Annotated in this window: 19 protein-coding genes; 11 read left to right on the top strand and 8 right to left on the bottom strand. The window is 65.8% G+C overall.

Annotation, left to right across the window (positions count from 1 at the left end; translation table 11 throughout):
* Positions 1-5 precede the first annotated feature (5 nt).
* A complete protein-coding gene (gene alr / locus AC27VE_RS13800) occupies positions 6-1,115 on the bottom strand; it encodes an alanine racemase (protein ID WP_488704160.1) in 1,110 nt (369 codons plus the stop codon).
* Between the two features lie 58 nt (positions 1,116-1,173).
* Complete coding sequence (locus AC27VE_RS13795; RefSeq protein WP_488704159.1) at positions 1,174-1,587, bottom strand: ATP-binding protein; 414 nt, start codon at positions 1,585-1,587, stop codon at positions 1,174-1,176.
* 175 nt (positions 1,588-1,762) lie between these two features.
* Here AC27VE_RS13795 and AC27VE_RS13790 point away from each other — a divergent pair, with 175 nt between their 5' ends.
* From AC27VE_RS13790 to AC27VE_RS13765, 6 genes are all read left to right on the top strand, one after another.
* The gene (locus AC27VE_RS13790) at positions 1,763-2,128 is read left to right on the top strand and encodes an STAS domain-containing protein (protein WP_488704158.1); all 366 of its coding nucleotides are present in this window, start codon (positions 1,763-1,765) and stop codon (positions 2,126-2,128) included.
* Between the two features lies 1 nt (position 2,129).
* On the top strand, positions 2,130-4,274 hold the full coding sequence (locus tag AC27VE_RS13785; RefSeq protein ID WP_488704157.1) for a hypothetical protein: 2,145 nt from the start codon (positions 2,130-2,132) through the stop codon (positions 4,272-4,274).
* Positions 4,271-5,692 (top strand): hypothetical protein, encoded by a 1,422-nt coding sequence (locus tag AC27VE_RS13780; protein WP_488704156.1) that lies wholly within the window; start codon positions 4,271-4,273, stop codon positions 5,690-5,692. The genes AC27VE_RS13785 and AC27VE_RS13780 overlap by 4 nt, the downstream gene beginning before the upstream one ends.
* 115 nt (positions 5,693-5,807) lie before the next feature.
* A complete protein-coding gene (locus tag AC27VE_RS13775; RefSeq protein WP_488704155.1) occupies positions 5,808-7,883 on the top strand; it encodes a hypothetical protein in 2,076 nt (691 codons plus the stop codon).
* Positions 7,884-7,925: 42 nt separating this feature from the next.
* On the top strand, positions 7,926-8,390 hold the full coding sequence (locus AC27VE_RS13770) for a type III secretion system chaperone (RefSeq protein WP_488704154.1): 465 nt from the start codon (positions 7,926-7,928) through the stop codon (positions 8,388-8,390).
* Positions 8,391-8,418: 28 nt separating this feature from the next.
* A complete protein-coding gene (locus tag AC27VE_RS13765) occupies positions 8,419-8,808 on the top strand; it encodes a type III secretion system chaperone (protein ID WP_488704153.1) in 390 nt (129 codons plus the stop codon).
* A 342-nt stretch (positions 8,809-9,150) separates the two neighbouring features.
* Here AC27VE_RS13765 and AC27VE_RS13760 read toward each other — a convergent pair whose 3' ends face one another.
* On the bottom strand, positions 9,151-10,170 hold the full coding sequence (locus AC27VE_RS13760) for a glycosyltransferase family 9 protein (protein WP_488704152.1): 1,020 nt from the start codon (positions 10,168-10,170) through the stop codon (positions 9,151-9,153).
* Between the two features lie 237 nt (positions 10,171-10,407).
* Entirely contained in the window at positions 10,408-10,629 is a 222-nt protein-coding gene (locus AC27VE_RS13755; RefSeq protein ID WP_488704151.1) for a hypothetical protein, read from the bottom strand.
* A gap of 172 nt (positions 10,630-10,801) precedes the next feature.
* Here AC27VE_RS13755 and AC27VE_RS13750 point away from each other — a divergent pair, with 172 nt between their 5' ends.
* Together AC27VE_RS13750 and AC27VE_RS13745 are read left to right on the top strand one after the other, a co-directional pair.
* The gene (locus tag AC27VE_RS13750; RefSeq protein ID WP_488704150.1) at positions 10,802-11,830 is read left to right on the top strand and encodes a MerR family transcriptional regulator; all 1,029 of its coding nucleotides are present in this window, start codon (positions 10,802-10,804) and stop codon (positions 11,828-11,830) included.
* A 166-nt stretch (positions 11,831-11,996) separates the two neighbouring features.
* A complete protein-coding gene (locus AC27VE_RS13745) occupies positions 11,997-12,995 on the top strand; it encodes a tripartite tricarboxylate transporter substrate binding protein (protein ID WP_488704149.1) in 999 nt (332 codons plus the stop codon).
* Positions 12,996-13,052: 57 nt separating this feature from the next.
* Here AC27VE_RS13745 and AC27VE_RS13740 read toward each other — a convergent pair whose 3' ends face one another.
* Positions 13,053-13,655, bottom strand: coding sequence for a hypothetical protein (locus AC27VE_RS13740; RefSeq protein WP_427960488.1), 603 nt, complete (start codon positions 13,653-13,655; stop codon positions 13,053-13,055).
* Positions 13,656-13,815: 160 nt separating this feature from the next.
* On the opposite strand from AC27VE_RS13740, the gene AC27VE_RS13735 reads away from it, so the two are divergent.
* Both AC27VE_RS13735 and AC27VE_RS13730 read left to right on the top strand, forming a co-directional pair.
* Positions 13,816-14,643, top strand: coding sequence for a YggS family pyridoxal phosphate-dependent enzyme (locus AC27VE_RS13735; RefSeq protein WP_427960486.1), 828 nt, complete (start codon positions 13,816-13,818; stop codon positions 14,641-14,643).
* Between the two features lie 62 nt (positions 14,644-14,705).
* Positions 14,706-15,407: a glutamine amidotransferase gene (locus AC27VE_RS13730; RefSeq protein ID WP_488704148.1), complete on the top strand. Its 702-nt coding sequence runs from the start codon at positions 14,706-14,708 to the stop codon at positions 15,405-15,407.
* Positions 15,408-15,481: 74 nt separating this feature from the next.
* On the opposite strand, the gene AC27VE_RS13725 is transcribed toward AC27VE_RS13730, so the two are convergent.
* Together AC27VE_RS13725 and ptsJ are read right to left on the bottom strand one after the other, a co-directional pair.
* Positions 15,482-17,746: an Orn/Lys/Arg family decarboxylase gene (locus tag AC27VE_RS13725; RefSeq protein ID WP_427960482.1), complete on the bottom strand. Its 2,265-nt coding sequence runs from the start codon at positions 17,744-17,746 to the stop codon at positions 15,482-15,484.
* Positions 17,747-17,953: 207 nt separating this feature from the next.
* Positions 17,954-19,249: a MocR-like B6 salvage transcription factor PtsJ gene (gene ptsJ, locus AC27VE_RS13720; RefSeq protein ID WP_488704147.1), complete on the bottom strand. Its 1,296-nt coding sequence runs from the start codon at positions 19,247-19,249 to the stop codon at positions 17,954-17,956.
* 316 nt (positions 19,250-19,565) lie between these two features.
* Between ptsJ and bamE the strand changes: the two genes are divergently transcribed.
* Positions 19,566-19,892, top strand: a complete 327-nt coding sequence (gene bamE / locus AC27VE_RS13715; protein ID WP_488704146.1) for an outer membrane protein assembly factor BamE domain-containing protein — start codon at positions 19,566-19,568, stop codon at positions 19,890-19,892.
* A gap of 28 nt (positions 19,893-19,920) precedes the next feature.
* Here bamE and AC27VE_RS13710 read toward each other — a convergent pair whose 3' ends face one another.
* Positions 19,921-20,832, bottom strand: coding sequence for a DNA/RNA non-specific endonuclease (locus AC27VE_RS13710; protein ID WP_488704145.1), 912 nt, complete (start codon positions 20,830-20,832; stop codon positions 19,921-19,923).
* Between the last annotated feature and the right edge of the window lie 57 nt (positions 20,833-20,889).

The raw sequence follows: 20,889 nt of genomic DNA, 5'->3' as shown, positions 1-20,889 counted from the left end.
CGGGTTCAGCGTAGTTGGACCGCGAGGCGAGGGTCGAGCGCGGTGAACAACTGCGCGGCCACCGTGCCGGCTTCGCGCGCCACGCGTTCCGCCGACAGGCCGTGGTCGCCCCACAGCGTGACGGGCGAGCCGACGCCGGCGGCCGGGATGGCGGACAGGTCGACGGCGAGGGTGTCCATGCCCACGCGACCCAGCACGCGGGACGGGAATGTTCCGACCCGGACGGGTGTGCCGGTGCGCGCGTTTCGGGGATAGCCGTCGGCATAGCCGGCGGCCACGATGCCGATGCGCATGGGCGCGGGCGCGATGAAGTCGCCGCCGTAGCCGACGGTGGCGCCCGCTTCCAGGCGGCGCACCACGGTGATGGCCGAATACAGGGCCATCACCGGACGCAGGCCGAGCGCGGCGGCGTCGGCTTGCGGTAAGGGGCTGGCGCCGTAGAGCGCCAGGCCGGGCCGGATCCAGTCTTCTGACGGCGTGCCGCGTCCGGCCGTCAGCAGCGCGGCCGAGTTGCTGCGGCTGACCGGGCCGGGCAGGCCGCTGATGGCCAGGTCGAAGGCGCGGTCGCACAGGTAGCGCTTGTCGGGCGCCTCCGCATTCGCGTAGTGCAGCAGATGGCCGACGAGCGACGCGCGCCCCTGGGCGACCAGGGACTGGGCGCGGCGATAGGCGTCGCGATAGTCGCGGGCATCGAAGCCGGCGTGGGCCAGGTCGCCCGACCAGCGCAGCCAGATCGCCGGCGGCCGCACAGCGCGGGCGGAGGCAAGCCATTCCAACTGGTCCATGGCGCCGACGACGAGGTCGACCGGCATGCCGGGGAGATGGCCGGCCTCGTGCCTGTCGTACAGTCCGCCCAGGACCAGGATGCGGCCGTGCCAGCCCAACGCCGCCGCGCGCCGGGCTTCCGCGACGTCGCGCACGGCCAGGCCGTCCGCCGCGGCCAGCGCCGTCAGCAGATGGGCCTGGCCATGTCCGTAGGCATCGGCCTTGGCCACGGCCCAGACTCGCGGCGGCCGCCTGCCGCGCGCATGGCGCAGGCGGCTCAGGTTGTGCGCCAGCGCCGACGGGTCGATGACGATACGCAGCGGGCGCGCGGTGTTTGGCCGGGGGAGCATGTCGGTGCACATGGCGCATACGTGACCGTGGCGCGGCAATGGTTCCGAGGCAGGGGCCTCAGCGCCCGGGCTGGAAGAACAGCGTGAGCTCGTTCTGGCCGTGACGGCGCCGGTAGCGCATCGCGCGCGTGTAATGGCGCATCAGGCGCAAGCCTTGCCCGCCCGGCCGGGCCTGGTCCAGCGACAGGGCATGGGGGCGTGGCTGCGCGGCGAGCGGATCGAACGGCGGACCGTTGTCGATGATGCGCAGGGCCGCGACGCCGCAGCCGCGTGCGAAGCGCAGGCGCACGAGTCCGGCCGGGTTGCGCGACGACGAGGCGAGTCCGTACTTGAGGATGTTGGTCAGCGCTTCTTCCAGGACGAGCGTCGCCGCCAGCGAGTCCAGGGCGGGCCAGCGGTCGCGCAGGCACAGTCCGGTCAACCAGGTGACGGCGTCGGCCAGCGCATCGTCGGACGGAACCAGCGCAAGCACGGAGGGGCATCGGGCGTCGATCTGCATGGGGAGGCGGCAAGGGATGGAGCAGCCTGTGTGGCCGCCAGGCGGCAAAGAGTTCACCGCTGCGCCGGTTCGCGAGGAACCGCGCGGGCCGTGGGCGTTACTCATGCCTGGAGCGTCCCTAATCGGCATGGCAGGAGGAAGGCACGACATGAACCTGTTCGTGGAGCACATTGACGACGCGCTGGTGGTCTGTCCCAGGGGACAGCTCAACAGCGCCAACGCGGCGGAATTCGAGGCCGATGTCCTCGCGCGCCTGGCGACGGAACCCGCGCGGCTGATACTGGATCTGGCGGGGCTGGACTACATATCGAGCGCGGGACTGCGCGTGGTGCTGGTGGCCGCCCAGAAGGCCCGGGAACAGGGGAGCGTGCTGATCCTGTGTGGCCTGAGCGGCGCCGTGCACGAGGTGTTCGAGGTCAGCGGTTTCGTGGATATTCTGCCGATACGCGAGGACAGGACCTGCGCGTTGAATGTCAAGGCGCAGGCGCACGCGCACGCCGCGCCTGGGATCTGACATGCAGCCGCTCAAGCGCACGCTGTTCAAGCTCGCCGCCAGGGACTACGGCGATGCGCCGCTGGGCTGCGTCGGCAATCTTCGGCGACGGGGTGCCGGGCTGAGCGCGCGGCGCGGTGTGTCGCCGTCAGCGCGCGCGGCGACGGCGACGGCGCCCGCAGGCTGGGGGCAATGGGCGCGCGGCGTCTGTTGGCGCCTGCTGGCGTGCTGCGCGCCGCCCTCGCTGCGAACCCGCCACCAGATGCGTGAACTCAGCCGGGCCACGGCCGACCTGCTGGGCGCCATGACGATGAAGCGCGGCGCCGATGCGGGCCGGCTGGGACGTTCCGCGCTGCGCGACGCCTGCGCCCGGCTGGATGCGGTGCTGCCCGGGAACCAGCGCGACAGCGCGGATATCGAGGCTGTGGTCGCGCCCATGCTGCGGCGCCACCTGCGGCGCCTGACGGATTTCGACCGGCAGAAGATCGGAACGGGCGCCCTCGTGGACCTGAGCGACGGGGCATGGCCCGATCTGGCCGAACACGCTTTCGCGAAGCAGCTCATGGCCTGCGTCGAGAAGACGTATGCCAGCCAGGTCTGCGTTCCGGCGTTGGGGACGGCCATGCGAGATTGGGCCGGCGCGGGCGTCGGACGGGCCTCGCCGGATGAAGCCGCGAGCCGTTTCAGGCATGCCTTTGGCGGCTTCAGGAAGACGCGCCTGCCGCTGCAGCAGATGATGTTGCTGGCCTTGAAGGACATGCCGGCCCCGGCTCTGGATGCGCTGCGCAGGGGCTGTTCCGTGGCGGTCGGCACGGATAAGGATTTGATCCATGCGCGGGCGTGCCTGGGCATGGCGACGGAGCAGGAGATCGTGTGCCGCAAGGCCCTGGCGCCCCATGCGCGGCGGGCATTGCTCGGCGCGCTCCGACAGGATGATTCGGCAACGGCGGGAAAGCAGGGCGCGCGGGCCTGGAGCGAGGCCTTGCGCAAGCAGCTCGTGGCCGCGGATGTCACGGATTTCTCCGAGGATCGGGAGCTGGATTCGCAGCGCGCGTTCTCGGTCCTGGCCGCGCATGAACTAGCATGCCTCAAACAGGGCGACGGGGATTGGATCATCCATCACCTGGATACGCCGGTGCTGCAGCGCATGTTTGCCATGGGGGCGGCGGCGGATCTGGATGCGGCCGTCAGGGATCAGATCGATACGCCGACACTGCCGCCCGGCTTGGCCGTCGAGGCGTCCGGCGTGGACGGCGCGATCGAGCGGGAACTGATGCGCCGGAAAGACAGCCTGGCGGCGCTGCAGGGCATGGCGAATGCCGTAGAGGCCGGCGGGCGGGGGATTCCTCCTCTTTCCTTGGCCGATCGGCTGCGGGCCGTGACCGGGATGCTCTCGCTGGCTGCCGCGCATGAGCAAGGCGCCGATCTGGCGTCGGGCGACGCCGCCGAGCAGCGCATGCGGTTGACCCTGCAACGCCTGTTGGACGAGGCGTTGTGGGCATGCCAGCAAGGGCCGCGAGGTGGCCGGCGCGAACTGGGCGCCCAGGACGCGGGGTTGTGGCCCAGGGCGGTGCTGACCGCCGTCATGGACCTGGCCGGTCCAGCGGGGCGCTACGGCTGGGACGTGGACCGCGCCGAGCTGCAGGCGGTCTTGCCCCTGCGCATCCTGGAGGCGCGGGGCGACGCGGTCGACCATTTGCGCGTCCATTTCGAGCAGCTTGGGCGCGCGCGCCTGCCTGAATCCGGCCCGTTGCTGGACGCCTGGGCACGCGCGGTCGTCCTGGCGATCGAATGGATGCGCCTGCAGCATCGGGAACGGCCCAGGTTCGGTGCGGATGAGCGCCTCCAGGCCTGCGCCGCCCTGGTCGATGCGGCGGCTGGCGACCGGTGGTCGCGGCGCGCGCCGCCGGGTCAGACGGCGCTCTGGCACATGGCGTCCCTGCTGGATTGCTGCGTGACGGCGCTGGGCGTCGCGACGGACGCCGATGTGGGGCCAGACGGCGCCGCGTTGATCGAACGCCTGAACCTGCTTGCGACGCTGCTGGCAACGACGTTGGATCGCTGCGGCAGCCCGGCGCGGCCAGGGGATAGAGAGGGGCAAGCTCCCGATCCCTTGCTGCAGGCGGAATTCGAGCGCGCCATCCTGCACCTTGAGGAAGCCAAATGACGAAATCGACCGGCGAGTCCAGCCTGAGCTCCTGGAACCAACTTTTCATGTTGTACAGGCGCGGGTCGGAACGGGCGGGCGTCTGCGATAAGGGCTTCCCCTATATCGTGCCCAACCCGCCTCCGAAGGTGGACGCGCGGGTGAGCCCGGACAGGATGACGCCGTATCAACACCTGTTGCAGCAGGTCAAGCGGGCGTCGCATGATGTGGCCGCGCTGATGGTGGAGCGCGATGTCGGTTCCGATGAGAAGACCGCGTCCAGCCTGAGCTTGTCCACGGTGAAAACCTGTTTGCAGCATGTCGAGTTCTGGTCCGGCCAGACACTTGGACAGGACTGGCCGGCGTTGCCGGGCCACGAGGGGAAAGTGCGCATTGCGCCTAGCCGTGGGGCGCTTTCTCCGGGGCCATTCGATTGGATACAGGCCATGGTGCAGAAGAAAATATCCGATGCTTGTGCGGAGCTCCCCGCCGGTGCGGACCTGTCCGCGAAACGGGCGATCGTCACGCAGTTGGGCAGCGATACCGCGATGCTGCTGGAATCCCTGGGCGGCGAGTACGCCGAGGTGGTGCGGCAGCTGTTCCGCCTGGAAGCGGCGCGGCTGGCTTTCGCGCAGACGCTGGGCGCAAGCGGTTTCGCCTGCTTCGAGCGCATGAGCAATCCGTTGCGGGACGGATACCGGCTGTTGATGGACGGAGAAGACGGCGGTCGCTGCAATCCCGCGCTGTATGAAGACGAAAGGGGCTACATGTCGGCGATGATGGGCGCTTTCACGCAGATGCTGGAAAAGGTGCGGGTGGGGACGCCGCTGGATGGCGAACTGTTCGAGCAGTATCACGGCCACGCGGTGGCGGGCGTGCAGGACCTGACAGGCGCGCCCTTGCACGCGCATTACCGGGATGGCCTGGCAGTGTGCTACGGCGTGGACTTCGGCGAGGATGAGCAGGGCGCTGCGCGTCGCCAGGAATGGGAAGCGCGCTTCGATGGCTATCCGGGCAGCGCGAAATGGAGCGTGCTGCAGCAGGGGACGGACGGGCTGTATGTCGTTACAGCCCGGCAATCGCGGATGCAGTGCCGGGAGAAAGCGGATCAGATCTTCCGCGCGCACTATGAACGGATGTCCGGGTTGTCCGGCCTGGCCGGCGAAGCGCGCGACTTGCGCGTGCGGGAGTCGATCGCCGAGTGTTGCCTGGCGCTGGAGCAGCATCACCTGTACTCGGATGGCAACCTGCGCACCATCGCTTTCCTGGTCATGAACCATCTGCTGTTGGAGGCGAACATGCTGCCCGTGGTGCCGGACGATCCCAATTATCTTGATGTCTGCAGCGTCGCCGAAACGGCTCAGCTGATCTCGATATGGCACAAGCGCTTCCAGGACCTGCAGGACGATGGTGCGGAGCAGGACAGCGGCGTTTCATAGGCGCGGGTCGCGCGGCGGCACGGCAAGGAACTCTCGGCGGCCAATCGCCACGTAACGGAAGTCGTCGGGCCGGCAGGCGGGCCCGCCATATGGGAAGCGCATCCACGGAGGAGCCATGTCTGTTCAGGTCCAAGGGGGTTCAGGTCGCATCCAGGCCAGTCTGCTTGCGAGGGCGGACAGTTCTGCATCGAACTTCACCAAGGCGATCTGCCGGGGCCTGAGCCGGGCGATCGCGCGCGCCGGCGGCGAGCCGGCGCCGCAGTTCGGCCAGCGCTACGCGAAAGGCGACGGGCGCGCGATCCAGGGCGGGGTGGCGGGCTATCGCGTCATCGGCGACAAGTTCAAGGGCGTGGAGCCCGGATTTGTCGCCAAGCGCGACTGGAGCGAGAGCGATTCCTCCAAGCTGCTGGATCCGGCGCACAAGTTTCACGCCAGCGCCCAGCGGGCGCTGGTGCGATGGCTGGAGGCGAGCGCCATGTCTCATTCTCTCGTTCCGGACGAGGGCGGCGGACACTGGAAGTCCGCGATGAGGAGCGGACCGGGGATGGAGGGCGGGAGCGGCCGCCCCGCCGCGCAGGCGCCGCAGCAATCCGTTTTGCGCGCCGCCTCGCGGGGCGATGCGCCCCGGCGTCCCGGCAACGAGGCGATGCAGGCCCTGTTGCATGCGGCGCTGGCGCGCATGGCGGGCCCTGCGGCCGGTGGCGCGTACGCGAACGCGCATGTTGATGCAGCGCGGGCGCTGCTGGAACACCCGACGGGCGCCTTGGCTGGGCTGGGCGCCAGCGGCGCGACGCCTGGCTTCAAGCAGGCGTTGGCCTCGGCCATGATCCTGTCGGGCGCCGCCGCATCTGAGGGGAGTGCCGAGCTTGTCGAGCATGGAAGGGCGCTGTCCGCCTATCTGCGCAACGAAGTCATGACCGTCCAGCCCAAGTTCGAGAAGAAGCATTACATCAAGCTCGATTACTACGAGGCCGACAAGTTCATGGGGAAATACCAGATACCCACGGACAAGGCCAAGGACATGCTGCACCGCTGGTTCACTGGCGCCTCGGCCAAGGCGCGCAATGAGGGGGCCGTGCGCGAGGCGTTGGCCAACGATCTGATGCGCAGCTTGGGCATCCAGAGCCAAAAGTTGAAACTGGTGGAGGGCGTCTACGCGGACGGTACGCCCAAGCTCATGCTGGACGGCACGCATGTGGACGGCTTCAGCGACTTCGACGGCAGGCCGGAAAAGGGCGAGCGCTATCTGAAGGATGGCGTGCTGGTGCGCAATCAGAAGCGGCCGGGCGATCCGGATGGCGTATTCAAGGGGCCGCCCAGACTGGACCTCGAAATGAGCGAGCTGGGCCGCAACAAGATCCTGCTGCTGTTGATGGCCGACCGCGACGCGCTCGGCTCGACGGGCGGCAACAAGGGGTATGTGGGAAACAGCTTCATCGGCATTGATCCGGGACATGCGCTGGAAGGCGGCCTGTTGGGCCGCAGGGGCGATATCCGCAGCGATTTTTCGTTCATCCAGCCTGGCCTGGTGCCGTCCCTGGGCTACAAGAACTTTTCCATGTTCGACCAGAGCACGCTGGCCGAGAAAATGGAGGGCGTACGCATGATTGCAAACCTGGCCCGCAGCAAGGCCGATACGGGCATCTTCGACGCGTATGCCAGGGTGTTCGGCTCGAATCGCTCGGCCGAAGCCAATTTCGCGCGCGACCTCAACAAGACCAAGCAGCTGTATGAAGGCCGGCGCGATGGCATCCTGCGGATTTTCCAGGAGCGGCTGGCCGTGGACGCGTTCCAGTTCGGCGTGCCGGCGGGCAGCGGACATTTGGCGCGGCGCGACGCTTGCCTGAACCTGCTGGATTGCCTGGAGAAGCTGACTTCGCCGACGGTCATGGCCACGCGCAGCGGTATCGGGCTGGCGTATCCGCAGATCGCGGACCCCGGCCAGCGCAGGGAGTGGCACGTGCGGCAGGATGCGCAATCGGGCGAGCTGGTGTTTTCATGCTCGGGCGCGCCGAAGGAGATCGCCGCGGCGCTGAGTGGGCTGGAAGCATTTCCTGGCTACCAGGGCGGCGCCGGGCAGGGCCGTCTTGAGGCCGATGGCGGTGCGCTGATATTCCGCGTGCCGCGCGACGGGCTGCCGGCCATCGCCGAGGAGTTCAGCTACGAGGCTGTCGCCCGGCACAAGCATTGACGGGCGACAACCTCTGTCGCCGCACCGTAAAGGAATTCCTCCATGCCTGCATCTCATCTCGCCAAACTGCATGCCATCGCCAAGGCGTTGGGCGCGGACCCGTCGATCTTCGATGAAGACGGCTCAGCCGTCCTGCAGCTCGACGATGTCCCCATCCTCCTTCAGTACTACGCCGACGGCTTGGATCAGGTCCTGGTGCTGGCCGCTGACCTCGGCGTCGTGGCGCCGGAGGATGGCGCGCGCATCCATCCTTTGCTGCTGGCCGCGAACTCGTCCTGGCGCGCGCTCGCGGGCGGCGTCCTGACGCTGGACGAGGCGCGGAGCATGGCGATGCTGGTCCTGCGGATGGATGTGGTCGCGCTTGACGATGAGGCATTGGCGCAAAGGCTGTACGCCTTCTTCAGCGCGGCGCTGGACTGGGCGGCCCGGCTGACACCTGAAGTCGATGGCGCGGGATCCCGGCAGGTCGAGACCGCAGCGGAGTTCGGGCCCGCGGGCTTTGCTTGAACCGTCCTGTAGATGAACCGGGGCAGACATGAGCCGCGATACTTTCCATATCCTGGTCAATGCCTATTGCGCGCGGACCGGACAGCCCTTCGTCGACGCCGACGCGGAGCATTGCATGCTGTCGCCGCCGCATGGACGGCAGGCGGTGATATTGGCGTGGGACGCCGCGCAGGAAGAAGTGTTGCTGATCGCGCAGGTGGGCGAGCGTCCCGCGAGGCTGGACGAGCAGGGCGCCATGGCGTTGCTGTCGGACGCCTATCTTGGGCAGAACCTAGGCGGTGCCGCCGCCGGCATCGATTCGGACAGCGGAGCCCTGGTATTGTGGCGCCGGTTGCCGGCCTACGGCCTGACGGCCGATGCGCTGGAAAGTGCCATCCAGCGCACGCTGTCTGCCGCGCAAGCCTGCCTGGCGGCCTGAGCTGAGCGGCAATGCACGCGCAAGTGATGCGCCTGGGCCGCACGGCCTCGGCGCCACGGGAAACCGGGTTTAGAAGCTCTGCCGGCGCTATCGCTCCAGAGAGGAGCCTGTCCAAGTATCCGTCCGCGCCTTGTTCCTGGCCGTACGGATGTCGTCGAGAGTGCGCTTCGGCATGAGCCACAGTAGAATCTCTTGACGCTGGCGTTAGTGCCTTTCTAATTTGGGAGCAGAGGATCGTGAGTTCGAATCCCACCGCCCCGACCAATACATGAAAGGCCGTTAGTGATAGCAATCACTGACGGCCTTTTGTCGTTCGGGAAGCCGGGCGGCGGCGTAAGGCGCTTAGCGGGTCGCGTCGGGCAGCCGAGACCAGATCGCCTCAGCTACGACCGACGGCGAGATGCCGTCCATGCCTGGGCCACCAGACGGTTCAAGTGGGTGCAAACAGGGGGCGTAACGCATGACGGGGCTGCATCCGAACAGTCCAATCGTCGGGACGTTATGGGCCACTGCGATATGCATGCCCATGCTGTCATTGGTGGCAAAGGCCAGGGTGCGTGCGATAAGCGCCTGGCTTACGCAAATGTCCGTGGCGTCTTGCGTGATGTCGAGCACGCGGATCGATGGCGGCAAGGCCGCGCGGATCTCTTGCGCGATGTGCCGTACATCGCTGGCACCGCACAGCAGAAACGCCAGCTGAGGGTCGCGCTCGTGCAGGATTCGGGCGACCTGCGCAAAGGCCTGCGCCGCATAACGCCGCTTTTCCGCAGAGGCGTTCAAACCAAAGCCGACCATCCGCGGGAGCCCTTGCGTGAGGCGCGCGGCGGCAGTGATGGCATCCGGAGCGATTTCGAGCGAGGGATAGCAGGCCTCGTACGGGCAGCCCACCTTGCGCAACATCGCCGGCAGCCAGGTGTGGGTATCGGGATGCGGCGTGCCCTTGCGGCGCACCCAAACCTGTTCCGTAAGCCAACGCGAAAAATGCGGATGATGCCAGCGCAGAAAGCCGACGCGCCGCGGGATGCCAGCCAGACGGGCGGCGGCCGCCACATGCGAGCGGAACGTAAACAGGAAAAGCGCGTCGTAGGATCCGGCCGCCAATACGCTGCTTATTTGCGCGATGCGCGTTCGGCCCTGCAACTTGCTGGCTTCTTTCAGCGGGACGACTTCTTTTACATAGGGCTGGGCCCGGAACAGCGCCAACGATGACTCCTGCTGCGTCATCAGCAGCGTGACGGGAGCTCCTGCGTAGTCGGCCAGGGCACGCACGAAAACCATATTGAGGATGCCATCGCCAATTCCCCCGGAAATGTAAATGGCTAGATTGCTTGGCGCACATCCATCCACCGTCGACCCGTCCATATCGCTTGCCTGTGTAAGAGGATGACACCACTACGCCGGCTTGAACCGTACACCCTTAGGTGTCTGTTTGGCGGCAAATGCTGTTGCTGGGCAACGGCGTGCTCTGTGTTGGATTCATGCATGGAATATTGATCCAACGGGCGTGGATTGTCGCTGATTTTCTACGCGCCCAGCCCGGCCTGGCGCGTATTCCGCAGATAAGGGAACAACGGGTTTTCCCGGGATGCGGTTTCGAAGCTATTCGCTTATGTGGTTGAACTGGACCGATTCCGGCGCGATGCCGCCCTGGCGAAGCCGACTGTCAAGATCTTCCTGCGCGCCGTCCCCGCTCTTCATTGAGGGCAGTTCCAGCCAATTCGCCAGCTCCCGCTTTGCCTGCGTCGTTTCCGAGATACTGCCGTTGACGAGCGCCACACTTTCTCCGCCGTCAAGTTTTCGATAGGTGATTTGCGTTTTCATCTTCTCTCCTAAGGCGCCGGGCGCGTGGTTATGCTTACGTCCGCCACGAGTATTGGGGACGTTGCACGGTTTCCATGCTCAGCAAGTATTGTTCCGCGCCCGCGGAGCAACGCTTGACCCTCACGTAACGTCATGTCCGACAGTTCGTTTTGCGCCATCAACGGAGGAATTCATGCGGCTGAAAGTAGGAGAACTGGCTCGGCGTAGCGGATTGACCGTCCGCACGCTGCACCACTATCACGCGATCGGTTTGCTGACGCCTTCGGCGCGCGCCGACAACGGCTACCGGCTATACGGCCGCGACGATATCGCCCGACTGCACCAGATTCAGGCACTGCGTCGTTTCGGCTTGCCCTTGGCGGAAATCGGCGCCTACCTGGACCAGCCCGCCACGCCCTTGGACGCGATCATTTCGAAACAGATCGCGATGCTCGATCGCCAGATTCAGCAGGCCGCGAGGCTGCGCGAACGCCTGGCGCAACTGCAACGCCAGTTGGCGGACGGCACGGAGCCCGAGCTGGTCGATTGGCTATCGACTTTGGAGATGATGAGCATGTACGACAAGTATTTTTCGCCGGATGAGCTGGCCCGTCTGCCGATGTACACCCGCAGCCCCGAGGGGGACGCGGATTGGATCGCGCTGATCGGGCAAGTGCGGCAGCAGATGGAGCAAGGCGCCGCGCCGGACGATGCCCGGCCACTAGAACTGGCGCAGCGCTGGATGACGCTGCTGCTGCGAGACACCAACGGCGATCCCCGTCTGCTGGTGAAGCTGAACCAGATGCACGAGCAGGAGCCCGCGATGCAGGCGCACATCGGCATTTCGCCTGCGATGCGCGACTATGTGTTGCGCGCCTTCTCGGAAGGCAAGCTGCGCTGCTACGAAAAATATCTAACGGCTGAAGAAGCGCGATTCATGCGGGCGCATTACTACGACCGTATCGGCGAATGGCCGACGCTGATCGCGCAGGTCCGCGATGCCATCGACGCCGGCCAGGCGCCGGACTCCGCCGTCGGGCTTGAACTTGCGCGGCAATGGATGGCGCTCTTTTGCACGTACGCCGGCAACGATCCCGCCACACACGCAAAGTTCCGACAGGCGCTGATGACCGACCCGGACCTGACGGCGGGCACCTGGGCCGATGATGCGACGCTGGCGTTCATGCGACGGGCGATGGGCGCGTTGGCGGCGGCGCGTTGACCTCGGCCTGCGCGGGATAAGGCATACTGCGCGACGCCAGGCGCAACCCTGCGCGCGAGACGCTTTCGGCGTGTCGCGCGCCGCGTCCGATGGCGTTGCGCTGCCAGCGCAGAGATAAAAAAGGTCGCGCCGTTCGATGCGCGACGTCGTCAACGAGGAGAGAGGGATGACGAAGCAGTCCAGGATTCATGCTGTGTGCCGCCAGGTCGGCAGGGCGTTGTTGCCGGCCGCTCTGGCGGCGGGCTTGATTGCCGCGCCGGCCGCACATGCCGACGAGTATCCGTCGCAGCCGATCAAGCTGATCGTGCCGTTCGCGGCAGGCGGCGGCAACGACGGGATTGCGCGGCTGCTGGGGCAGTTGCTGTCAGACGGTCTGAAGCAGCCCGTGGTGGTCGAGAACCGTCCCGGGGCGGGCGGCAAGCTGGGCGTGGAGCAGGGCCTGCGGGCTGCCCCGGACGGCTATACCTTGACCTTGATTTCCAATAGCTATTCGGTCAACCCCAGCCTGTACAAGCTGCCGTTCGATCCGGTGGGCGACATGACGCCGATCGGGATGATTGCGCGCGCGCCGTTCTTCGTGTCCGTCAATCCCAAGGTGCCGGTGGAGACCTTGGGTGAACTCGTCGCGCTGGCCAAGAAGAAACCCGGTGTGCTGACGTATGCGTCGTCGGGTACGGGCGGCATTTCGCACCTTGCGACCGAGGCCTTCCTGAAGACGGCGGGGATTTCCATGATCCACGTCCCGTACAAGGGGTCGGCGCCGGCATTGACCGATACGGTATCCGGCCAGGTCGATGCGATGCTGACGACCGCGGGCTCGACCTTGCCGTATCGCGCGGACAACCGCCTGAAAGTGCTGGCGGTGACGCTGCCCCAGCGCGTCTCGTCGGCGCCGGATATTCCGACGGTACGCGAAGCAGGTGTGCCGTATGACGTGACGGTGTGGTACGGCATTATTGCGCCCAAGGGCGTGCCGCCCGCCATCCAGGCCCAGCTCAATGCGGCAATCAATGCTGCCGTCGTGCTGCCCGAGATGGCGGATCGATTGAAGGCGACGGGCGAGGCGGCCGCGCCAGGCAGCCCCGAGGACTTCCGCGACCAGATCGTGAAAGAGATCTCGCTTTGGGGCGATGTGGTGCGTGAGGCGGGCGTTACCGTCAACTGATGCGTGAGCCGGGCGCGGCCTTAAATGCCGCCGCCTTGGTCCGCAAACGCCGATTCCCTACTGGGCAGTCTCAAAAACGTAAGTCTGGCCGGACCCCTGGGACGGGTTGTACAGGGGGCACCATCCGTTTACCGGGGCAACGGTGCAGTACCGATTCTGCCCGTACACCTGGGCGACTTTCCAGGTTTGCGTGTTGTCGGTGCGTTCAAGCAGATACTGCATCCGCACCCCCCGTTCTTTCTTGTCCCGTTCATCGATGTTCATCGTATAACCCGGGGTAGGCGGCGTGGTGTTTCGGACGTGAGCCACGACGAACGCGCGGGTGTCGGATTGGACATCGACGTTCACCACCTCGCGCTCGTAGCTTTGCGTGTCGCATTTTTCTTCGCCTGCCCGATTGGCCGAGAGCGCTTGCGTCGACAGCTCGCCCAGCGTCGAGCGGAACGGGCGGTACAACTCGGCCAATTCCTTGCAGACGGAGGCCGCGTATCGCTCTTCCTCGTCGCGGACGTGCCACCAGGACTTCACGGCGGCGTCGGGGGTGTTGGCCGCGATCTTCAATTGCGGCGTGGCTGCCTGCAGGCGGTTCCAAGGCGATTCTTCTTTGGAGCAGCCGGCCAACACAATGGCCAGCGCCACCAGCAATGCAGGTTTTGTCACAACTACGGGTCCGGTAATGTAGGGTGGCGTCATGATACCGCTTTCGAAATAAGCCCTCGGCACTGCCCACGCTTTACGGAGCTGCCGAGGCGGTTTTCGCGCAAGGGGGATCGTGTTAATCTTTGTCCTATGACAATGTTGTGTCGCCGAGGCTCAAACCGTGAACGCTGAAAAAACCGCCGATATCTCCCAGACGCAGCCGCTGCACGACCTGCACAACCGCTGGCCGGAAGCGGAATCGGTCGAGGATTTCCGCCATAACCTGGCGGCGGTACATGCGCGCATCGCGGCGGCGTGCGGCCGGGTAGGGCGTGATCCCGCCAGCGTGCGCCTGTTGCCCGTCAGCAAGACCAAGCCCGAGGCCAGCATCCGGCTGGCCCATGCTGCCGGCTGCCGCTTGCTGGGTGAGAACAAGCCGCAGGAGGCATTCCGCAAGTGGGAGGCCACGCAGGACCTGCATGATCTGCAATGGTCCGTGATCGGCCACTTGCAGACCAACAAGGCCAAGCTGGTGGCGCGCTTTGCCAGCGAATTCCAGGCGCTGGACAGCCTGCGGGTGGCCGAGGCACTGGAGCGGCGCTTGCAGGCCGAAGGCCGCGCGCTGGACGTGTTCGTGCAGGTGAACACGTCGGGCGAGGCCAGCAAGTACGGCCTGCATCCCGACGATGTGCCGGCCTTCCTGCGTGCGCTGCCCGGGTTCCCGGCATTGCGCGTGCGCGGACTGATGACGCTGGCGCTGTTCTCGGCCGAGGCCGAACGGGTGCGCCAGTGTTTTGTCCTGTTGCGCAATCTGCGCGATCAACTGCGGCAGGACGCGCCTGCGGGCATATCGCTGGACGAGCTGTCGATGGGCATGTCCGGCGATTTCGAGATCGCCATTGAAGAGGGCGCGACCGTCGTGCGGGTGGGCCAGGCGATCTTTGGCGCACGGGCCCTGCCCGACAGCCACTATTGGCCGACTGCGCAAGACGACGGCGCCGATTCGTGAGCGCTGCCGGCTGCCCTTGATGCGCCTGGCGCGCAACCTTCTTTTGTTTGAAAGGTCCCGACATGACCCGAAGTGCCGTTGCGATCCGTCATCTTCATTTTGAAGACCTGGGCACGCTGGAGCCGCTGCTGCGCGAGCGCGGCTACGACGTGCGTTACGTCGATGCGACCACGCAGGAATTGCGGGCGCTTGATGCGCTGGCGCCCGACCTGCTGATCGTGCTGGGCGGGCCGATCGGCGCGTTCGACGACGCCACCTATCCGTTCGTCAAAGACGAACTGGCCTTGGTGCAGCGCCGCCTGGCCGCGGGCGCGCCGATCCTGGGCATCTGCCTGGGCGCGCAGTTGATGGCCCGCGCGCTGGGCGCCCGGGTCTATCCGCTGGACGTCAAGGAAATCGGTTTCGGACCGCTGCAGTTAAGCGAGGAGGGGCGCGAATCCCCGCTGGCGCTATTGGGCGACACGCCGGTGCTGCATTGGCATGGCAACCAGTTCGACATTCCCGCGGGGGCCTCGCGGTTGGCCGGGACGTCGATCGGGCAAAACCAGGCGTTCTCGCTGGGCAACGCCGTGCTGGGGCTGCAATTCCATCTGGAGGCCGATACCCGCTTGATGGAACGCTGGCTGGTCGGCCATGCCTGCGAACTGGGGCAGGCAGGCATCGACCCGCGCACGCTGCGGGCCCAGGCGGAGGAGGTGCAAGCGCGTCTGGCCGGTGCGTCGCGCGCGGTGTTCCAGGCGTGGCTGGATGGGATAGAAGGCTAGGCCGGCAGATAGTCGCGGCCGCGGCGGCGGGCTTGGTCGCCGCCGCAAGCTGGCGATAACCGCGTGACGCGCACTCAGGCCACGCAGTCCACGTAATAGCGCAAGTTCCCGTCGTCGTCCCGCAGCTCCACGAATCCGTGGATGTCGGTGCCGAAGCCCGGGCAGGACCGGTTGAGCTCGCGCGAGAACTTCAGGTAATCGACGATGCTCCGGTTGAAGACCTCGCCCGGGATCAGCAACGGAATGCCGGGCGGGTAAGGGGTGATCAGGCTGGTGGTGATGCGGCCTTCCAGGTGGTCGATTTCGACGCGCTCGGTCTTGCGATTGGCGATGTGCGCATAGGCGTCGCTGGGCTTCATGGCGGGCACCGCTTCCTTCGTGTACATCTCGGTCGTCAGGCGCGCGATGTCGCTCTTGGCGTAGATCCGGTGCACGTGCTGGCACAGGTCGCGCAGGCCCATTTCCTCGTAGCGCGGATACTTCCGGCAGAACTCCGGCAGGATGCGCCACATCGGCACGTTGCGGGCGTAGTCGTCCTTGAACTGCTGCAACGCCGTTACCAGCGAACTCCAGCGGCCCTTCGTGATGCCGATGGTGAACATGATGAAGAAGCTGTAGAGGCCCGTCTTCTCGATGATCACGCCGTGTTCGGCCAGAAACTTGGTCACGATGGACGCCGGGATTCCGTCGGCGGCGAAACGGCCGTCCATGTCCACCCCGGGCGTGACGATCGTGGACTTGATGGGGTCGAGCATGTTGAAGCCGCTGGCAAGCGGCCCGAAGCCGTGCCACGCGTCATCGTCGCCCTCGTCCGAAATAATCCACTGCGCCGCGCTGCCGATGCCTTCCGCTTCAAGTTCGTCCGGTCCCCACACCGTGAACCACCAATCGTCCGCCGTGAATTGTTCGCCGACCTGCCGCATCGCGCGCCGGAAATCCAGCGCTTCGATGATGCTCTCTTCGACCAGGGTTTGGCCGCCGGGCTGCTCCATCATCGCTGCCGCCACGTCGCAACTGGCGATGATGGCGTACTGCGGCGACGTGGAGGTGTGCATCAGGTAGGCCTCGTTGAACAAGTGGCGGTCAAGCCTGCGCGTGGCCGAGTCCTGCACCAGGATGTGGCTGGCCTGGCTGATGCCCGCCAGCAGCTTGTGCGTGGATTGCGTGGAGTACACGATGGAGTCGCGCGGCCGCGCGCGCTTCTTGCCCATGGCGTGATACGTGCCGTAGAACGGATGGAAGGCGGCGTGCGGGATCCATGCTTCGTCGAAGTGCAGGGCTTCCACGTAGCCGTCGAGCGCGGACTTGATGATCTCGGTGTCGTAGAGGATGCCGTCGTAGGTGGATTGCGTCAGCACCATCACGCGCGGCTGGACCTGGTCGGCATCCACCCCCGCCAATAGCGGATGGGCGCGGATCTTCGCCTTGATGGACTCGCGCGAGAACTCGTCCCTGGGGATCGGCCCGATGATGCCCAGGTGGTTGCGCGTGGGCCGCAGGAAGACGGGAATGGCCCCGGTAAGCACGATGCCGTGCAGGATGGACTTGTGGCAGTTGCGGTCCACCACCACCACGTCGCCTGGCGCCACCAGATGCTGCCAGACGATCTTGTTGCTGGTGCTGGTGCCGTTGGTCACAAAGAAGCAGTGGTCGGCGTTGAAGATGCGCGCGGCATTGCGTTCGCTGGCGCCGATGGCGCCGTTGTGGTCCAGCAGTTGGCCAAGTTCCTCCACCGCGTTGCAGACGTCGGCGCGCAGCATGTTCTCACCGAAGAACTGGTGGAAGACCTGGCCGACAGGACTTTTCAGGAAGGCGACGCCGCCCGAGTGGCCGGGGCAGTGCCAGGAATACGAACCGTCTTCCGCGTAGTCCAGCAGCGCTTTCAGGAAGGGCGGTTTAATGCCGTCCAGATAATTCCTGGCTTCACGGATGAGGTGGCGCGCGACGAATTCGGGCGTGTCCTCGAACATGTGGATGACGCCGTGCAACTCGCGCAGGATGTCGTTCGGCATGTGGCGAACCGATTTGGTTTCGCCATAGATATAGATCGGCACATCCACGTTGCGGCGGCGGACCTCGCTGATGAACAGGCGGATGTTCTGCAGCGCCGGGGCGTCTTCGGCGTCGGGCGTGAATTCTTCGTCGTCGATCGACAGGATGAAGGAACTGGCCCGGCTCTGCTGTTGCGCGAACTGGCTGAGGTCATGGTAGCTGGTGGCGCCCACTACCTCGAAGCCCTCGGTCTTGATCGCTTCGGCAAGCGCCCGGATGCCCAGTCCGGAGGTGTTCTCTGAACGGAAGTCCTCGTCGATGATGACGATGGGGAAGATGAAGCGCATGGTCGGTCCTGTATCGAGGCGACGCCAACGGCGTGGCGGTCAGCGGCTCGGGACAGCGAAGACGGGCAATCCCAAAGCCTTGTGGGGGACAAAGGCGGGATGGGACGGGGGCGCCGGCTCAAGTTCCTATCATGTCCTGGATTATTATTATATATGTCCTAGGACAAAGCTCGGGCGCAGGCGGCGCTCACGTCTTGCCAACGGCGGTTAACCCAGGCTGTGCTTGAGGTCTTGGGCAAGCCGGGCGCATTGCGCCGGCTCGATGTTCGAGATCGTGATACGCAGGCCTTTGACCGCGTCCTGGACGGAGAAGGCGTCTCCGTGGCGGACCAGCCAGCCTTGACGGGCCAGCGCCAGGGCAATGGCCTGGTCGTCGGTCTGCAGCGGCACCCAAAGGTTGAGGCCGTCGCCTTGCGCCAGGAAATCGATGTCTTGGGCGAGCAGGGCGTCTTCCAGTGCCTTCCGGCGGCGAACGTAGTCGGCTCGGGCCTGCGTAAGCAGCGCGACCGTTTCGGGCTGTGTGAGCTGGACTTCGACAATGTCCTGCAGCAGGTGGCTGACCCAATTGGTGCCGGTGGCCAGGCGCAGGCGCAGTTGCCGGGACGTGGCGGTATCGCTTGCTACCGCAGCGAGCCGGACATCAGGGCCCAGCGCCTTGCTGAAGGAACGGATCAACGCCCAGCGGTAGGCATTGTCGGGAATCGGCGAATGGTAGGGCGCGTTGGACAGCAGGGCGAAGTGGTCGTCCACGATCACCATGACGTCCGGATGCCTGGCCAGCAGGCGCGATAGTGCGCGTGCCCGTTTGTCGCTCAGGTTGCAGCCGGTGGGATTGTGCGCCCGCGGCGTGATGATGACGGCTTGAGCGCCTTTGGCCAGAGCCGCCTCCAGCCCGTCGGCCTGCATGCCTTGCGCATCGACGGGAACGCCGACGGTTTGAAGCCCGATGGTCCGCAGTGTGTTGATGCTGCTGAGGAAGCAAGGGTTTTCAACGGCCACCTTGTCGCCGGCGACCAGATAGGCGCCCAGCAGCCGCTCGATGGCGTCCACCGCGCCGTGCGTCAGGTCGATCTCGAAACGGGCAGGGGCATCGGGCTGGAACCATGTGCGCAGGTGGTCTTCCAGCCCCGCATTGATGATGGGCTCGCCATACAGCCGGGTTTTGTAGGGACGCAGGCGGAGCGCGGCGTTGGCGTCCGGCAGCCAGGCCGGGTTCGGGTTGCCGCTGGCGAAATCGGTCAGCGGGGAATTGGCCAGGGTGCCTTCCTGTTCGCCGGCCTGGAATGGGTCGCGGATGATCGTGCCCAGGCGTCCTTGCGTCACGGCAATGCCCGCGGTGACAAGCCGCCGGTAGGCGGCGGCGACCGTATTGCGGTTCACGCCCAGGTCCACCGCCAGATCCCGCACGGGCGGCAGGGATGCACCCGCGGATAACTGCCGGGACAGCGCCAGGGTGCGCACGCAGTCGTAGATCTCCGCTGCGGTCTTGCCGTGAATTTTCATATCGTCCTGGGACAGTTCTTGGAATCAGGCAGGCCAGAAACCATTTCGTCCTGTCTGGCGCGCCTGGGCTGATTTTGCCATAGCGCGTTTGGACGCCGGTACGGTGCATGGGGTTTGCGGGCGAGGCCGGTCCGCCAATTCGGGTGTGGCACGGCGTCGCCGCGCGCAACCGGTTGCGCCCTGGTGTACTGCGACCGGGCTCATTCGGGAGTACGCCTGTCGTGCTCACGGGCTGAGGTATCCTGTGATGCATCGCCGATGCGCACCCCGCGCGGCCCCGCCGCGCGGCTTAACCCGAAGAGGTCATTGCATGAGAATGCCATTGCTGTTCTTGGCCGCCGTCGTGGCCGGTTGCGCCAGTTCCGGTCCCGATGCCGGCAATGCGGTCGACCCGGCGAAAGTGCAGGCGATCAAGATCGATGTCACGACCTACGATGAACTCGTCCGGGACTTCGGGCCGCCGCTGTCCCAGCATTTCGACCCGGAAGGCAAGCTCACGGCAACATGGTTCTACGTCAACACCGGGGCGTATGACGCGATTCAAGATCAGCAGAAATTGACGGTCATGTTCAATAAGGACCGCACCGTCAGGGCGTATGACAACACGTCGGGAATCAAGGGCGGGACCATGCCCGGCCGGTAGACCCCGGGGCGGAAGCCGGCCGGTGTCTCTAGCCGGCCGATGGATTCAACAGATGCATCCCGGTCCGTCTCACAAACTCTTCATACGTGATCGGCGGGCCTTCCTTTGTGCTGGCGCTGTTGGCCTGCCAGTGCACCCACGAGCGTCCCGTCGTGGCGTCGTACACGAGCTTGAAGAGATGGCTGGGCACCGCCACACCGGATCCGATCGTCTTGGGCTTATCGCCGTAGACCGGGCCGGTGAAGATGTAGACATCGCCCGGGGCGCGCATGACGTACTTGCGCGTGTCTTGCTCAATGCGGCTCCACGCCCCGCTGTTGTGTATCTGGTCCTGGGGCACCATGTTGGCCAGCGAGAAGCTCTGCGCCATGGTGTCCTTGGAATACATGTCGGCGGCGGGCGCCATGTGGCCACGCGAATAGCCGGATCCCCGGTAGTCGTCCAGGTTGGCGCGTTCCGCGCTGGGCAGGCGCGCTTCGGCGTAGAACTTGTCGGTTCGCTGCAAGCCTTGGGCCTGGGTCAGCATTTTCCGGTTCAGCCGTTCGGCGACGAATACCGACGTCCTGGTCTGGCCGTTGTGCAGGATGGCGAAGCCGGAAAAGCAAAGTTCGCGCAAATTCTGACGCGCGGGGACCGCAGGCAGGTTACCTCGTGGAAAGAACTGCGGACATTCCGCAAATCGCGTCTGGGTTAGCGCGCCGTTTTGCACCGCGACGGGCGCGTAGGTCTCCTGGGCGGGCCATCCCAATCGGTCCAGGATGGCTTGCGGCGTGAACTGCGCCGGCCATTGCGGTTTCAGGACATAAGTGGCTGCGCCGAAACTCGCCAGCGACGAGAGAAGGAGGGCTCGCAGGAATCGATAGGCACGATTACCCGCTTTGGATTGGGACCGGGCTGCCGGGCGTCTTTTGGTTGAAGCTGTTTTTTTCGCGCGAGTCATGCTGCCTGTGTGTTGCTGCAGGCCGGCGCCTTGGTGAGGCCGGCACGTCATCGGATT

It is taken from the genome of Achromobacter sp. 18P8.1.1 (assembly GCF_057799415.1).
This window is presented reverse-complemented; position numbering and strand designations above follow the sequence as displayed.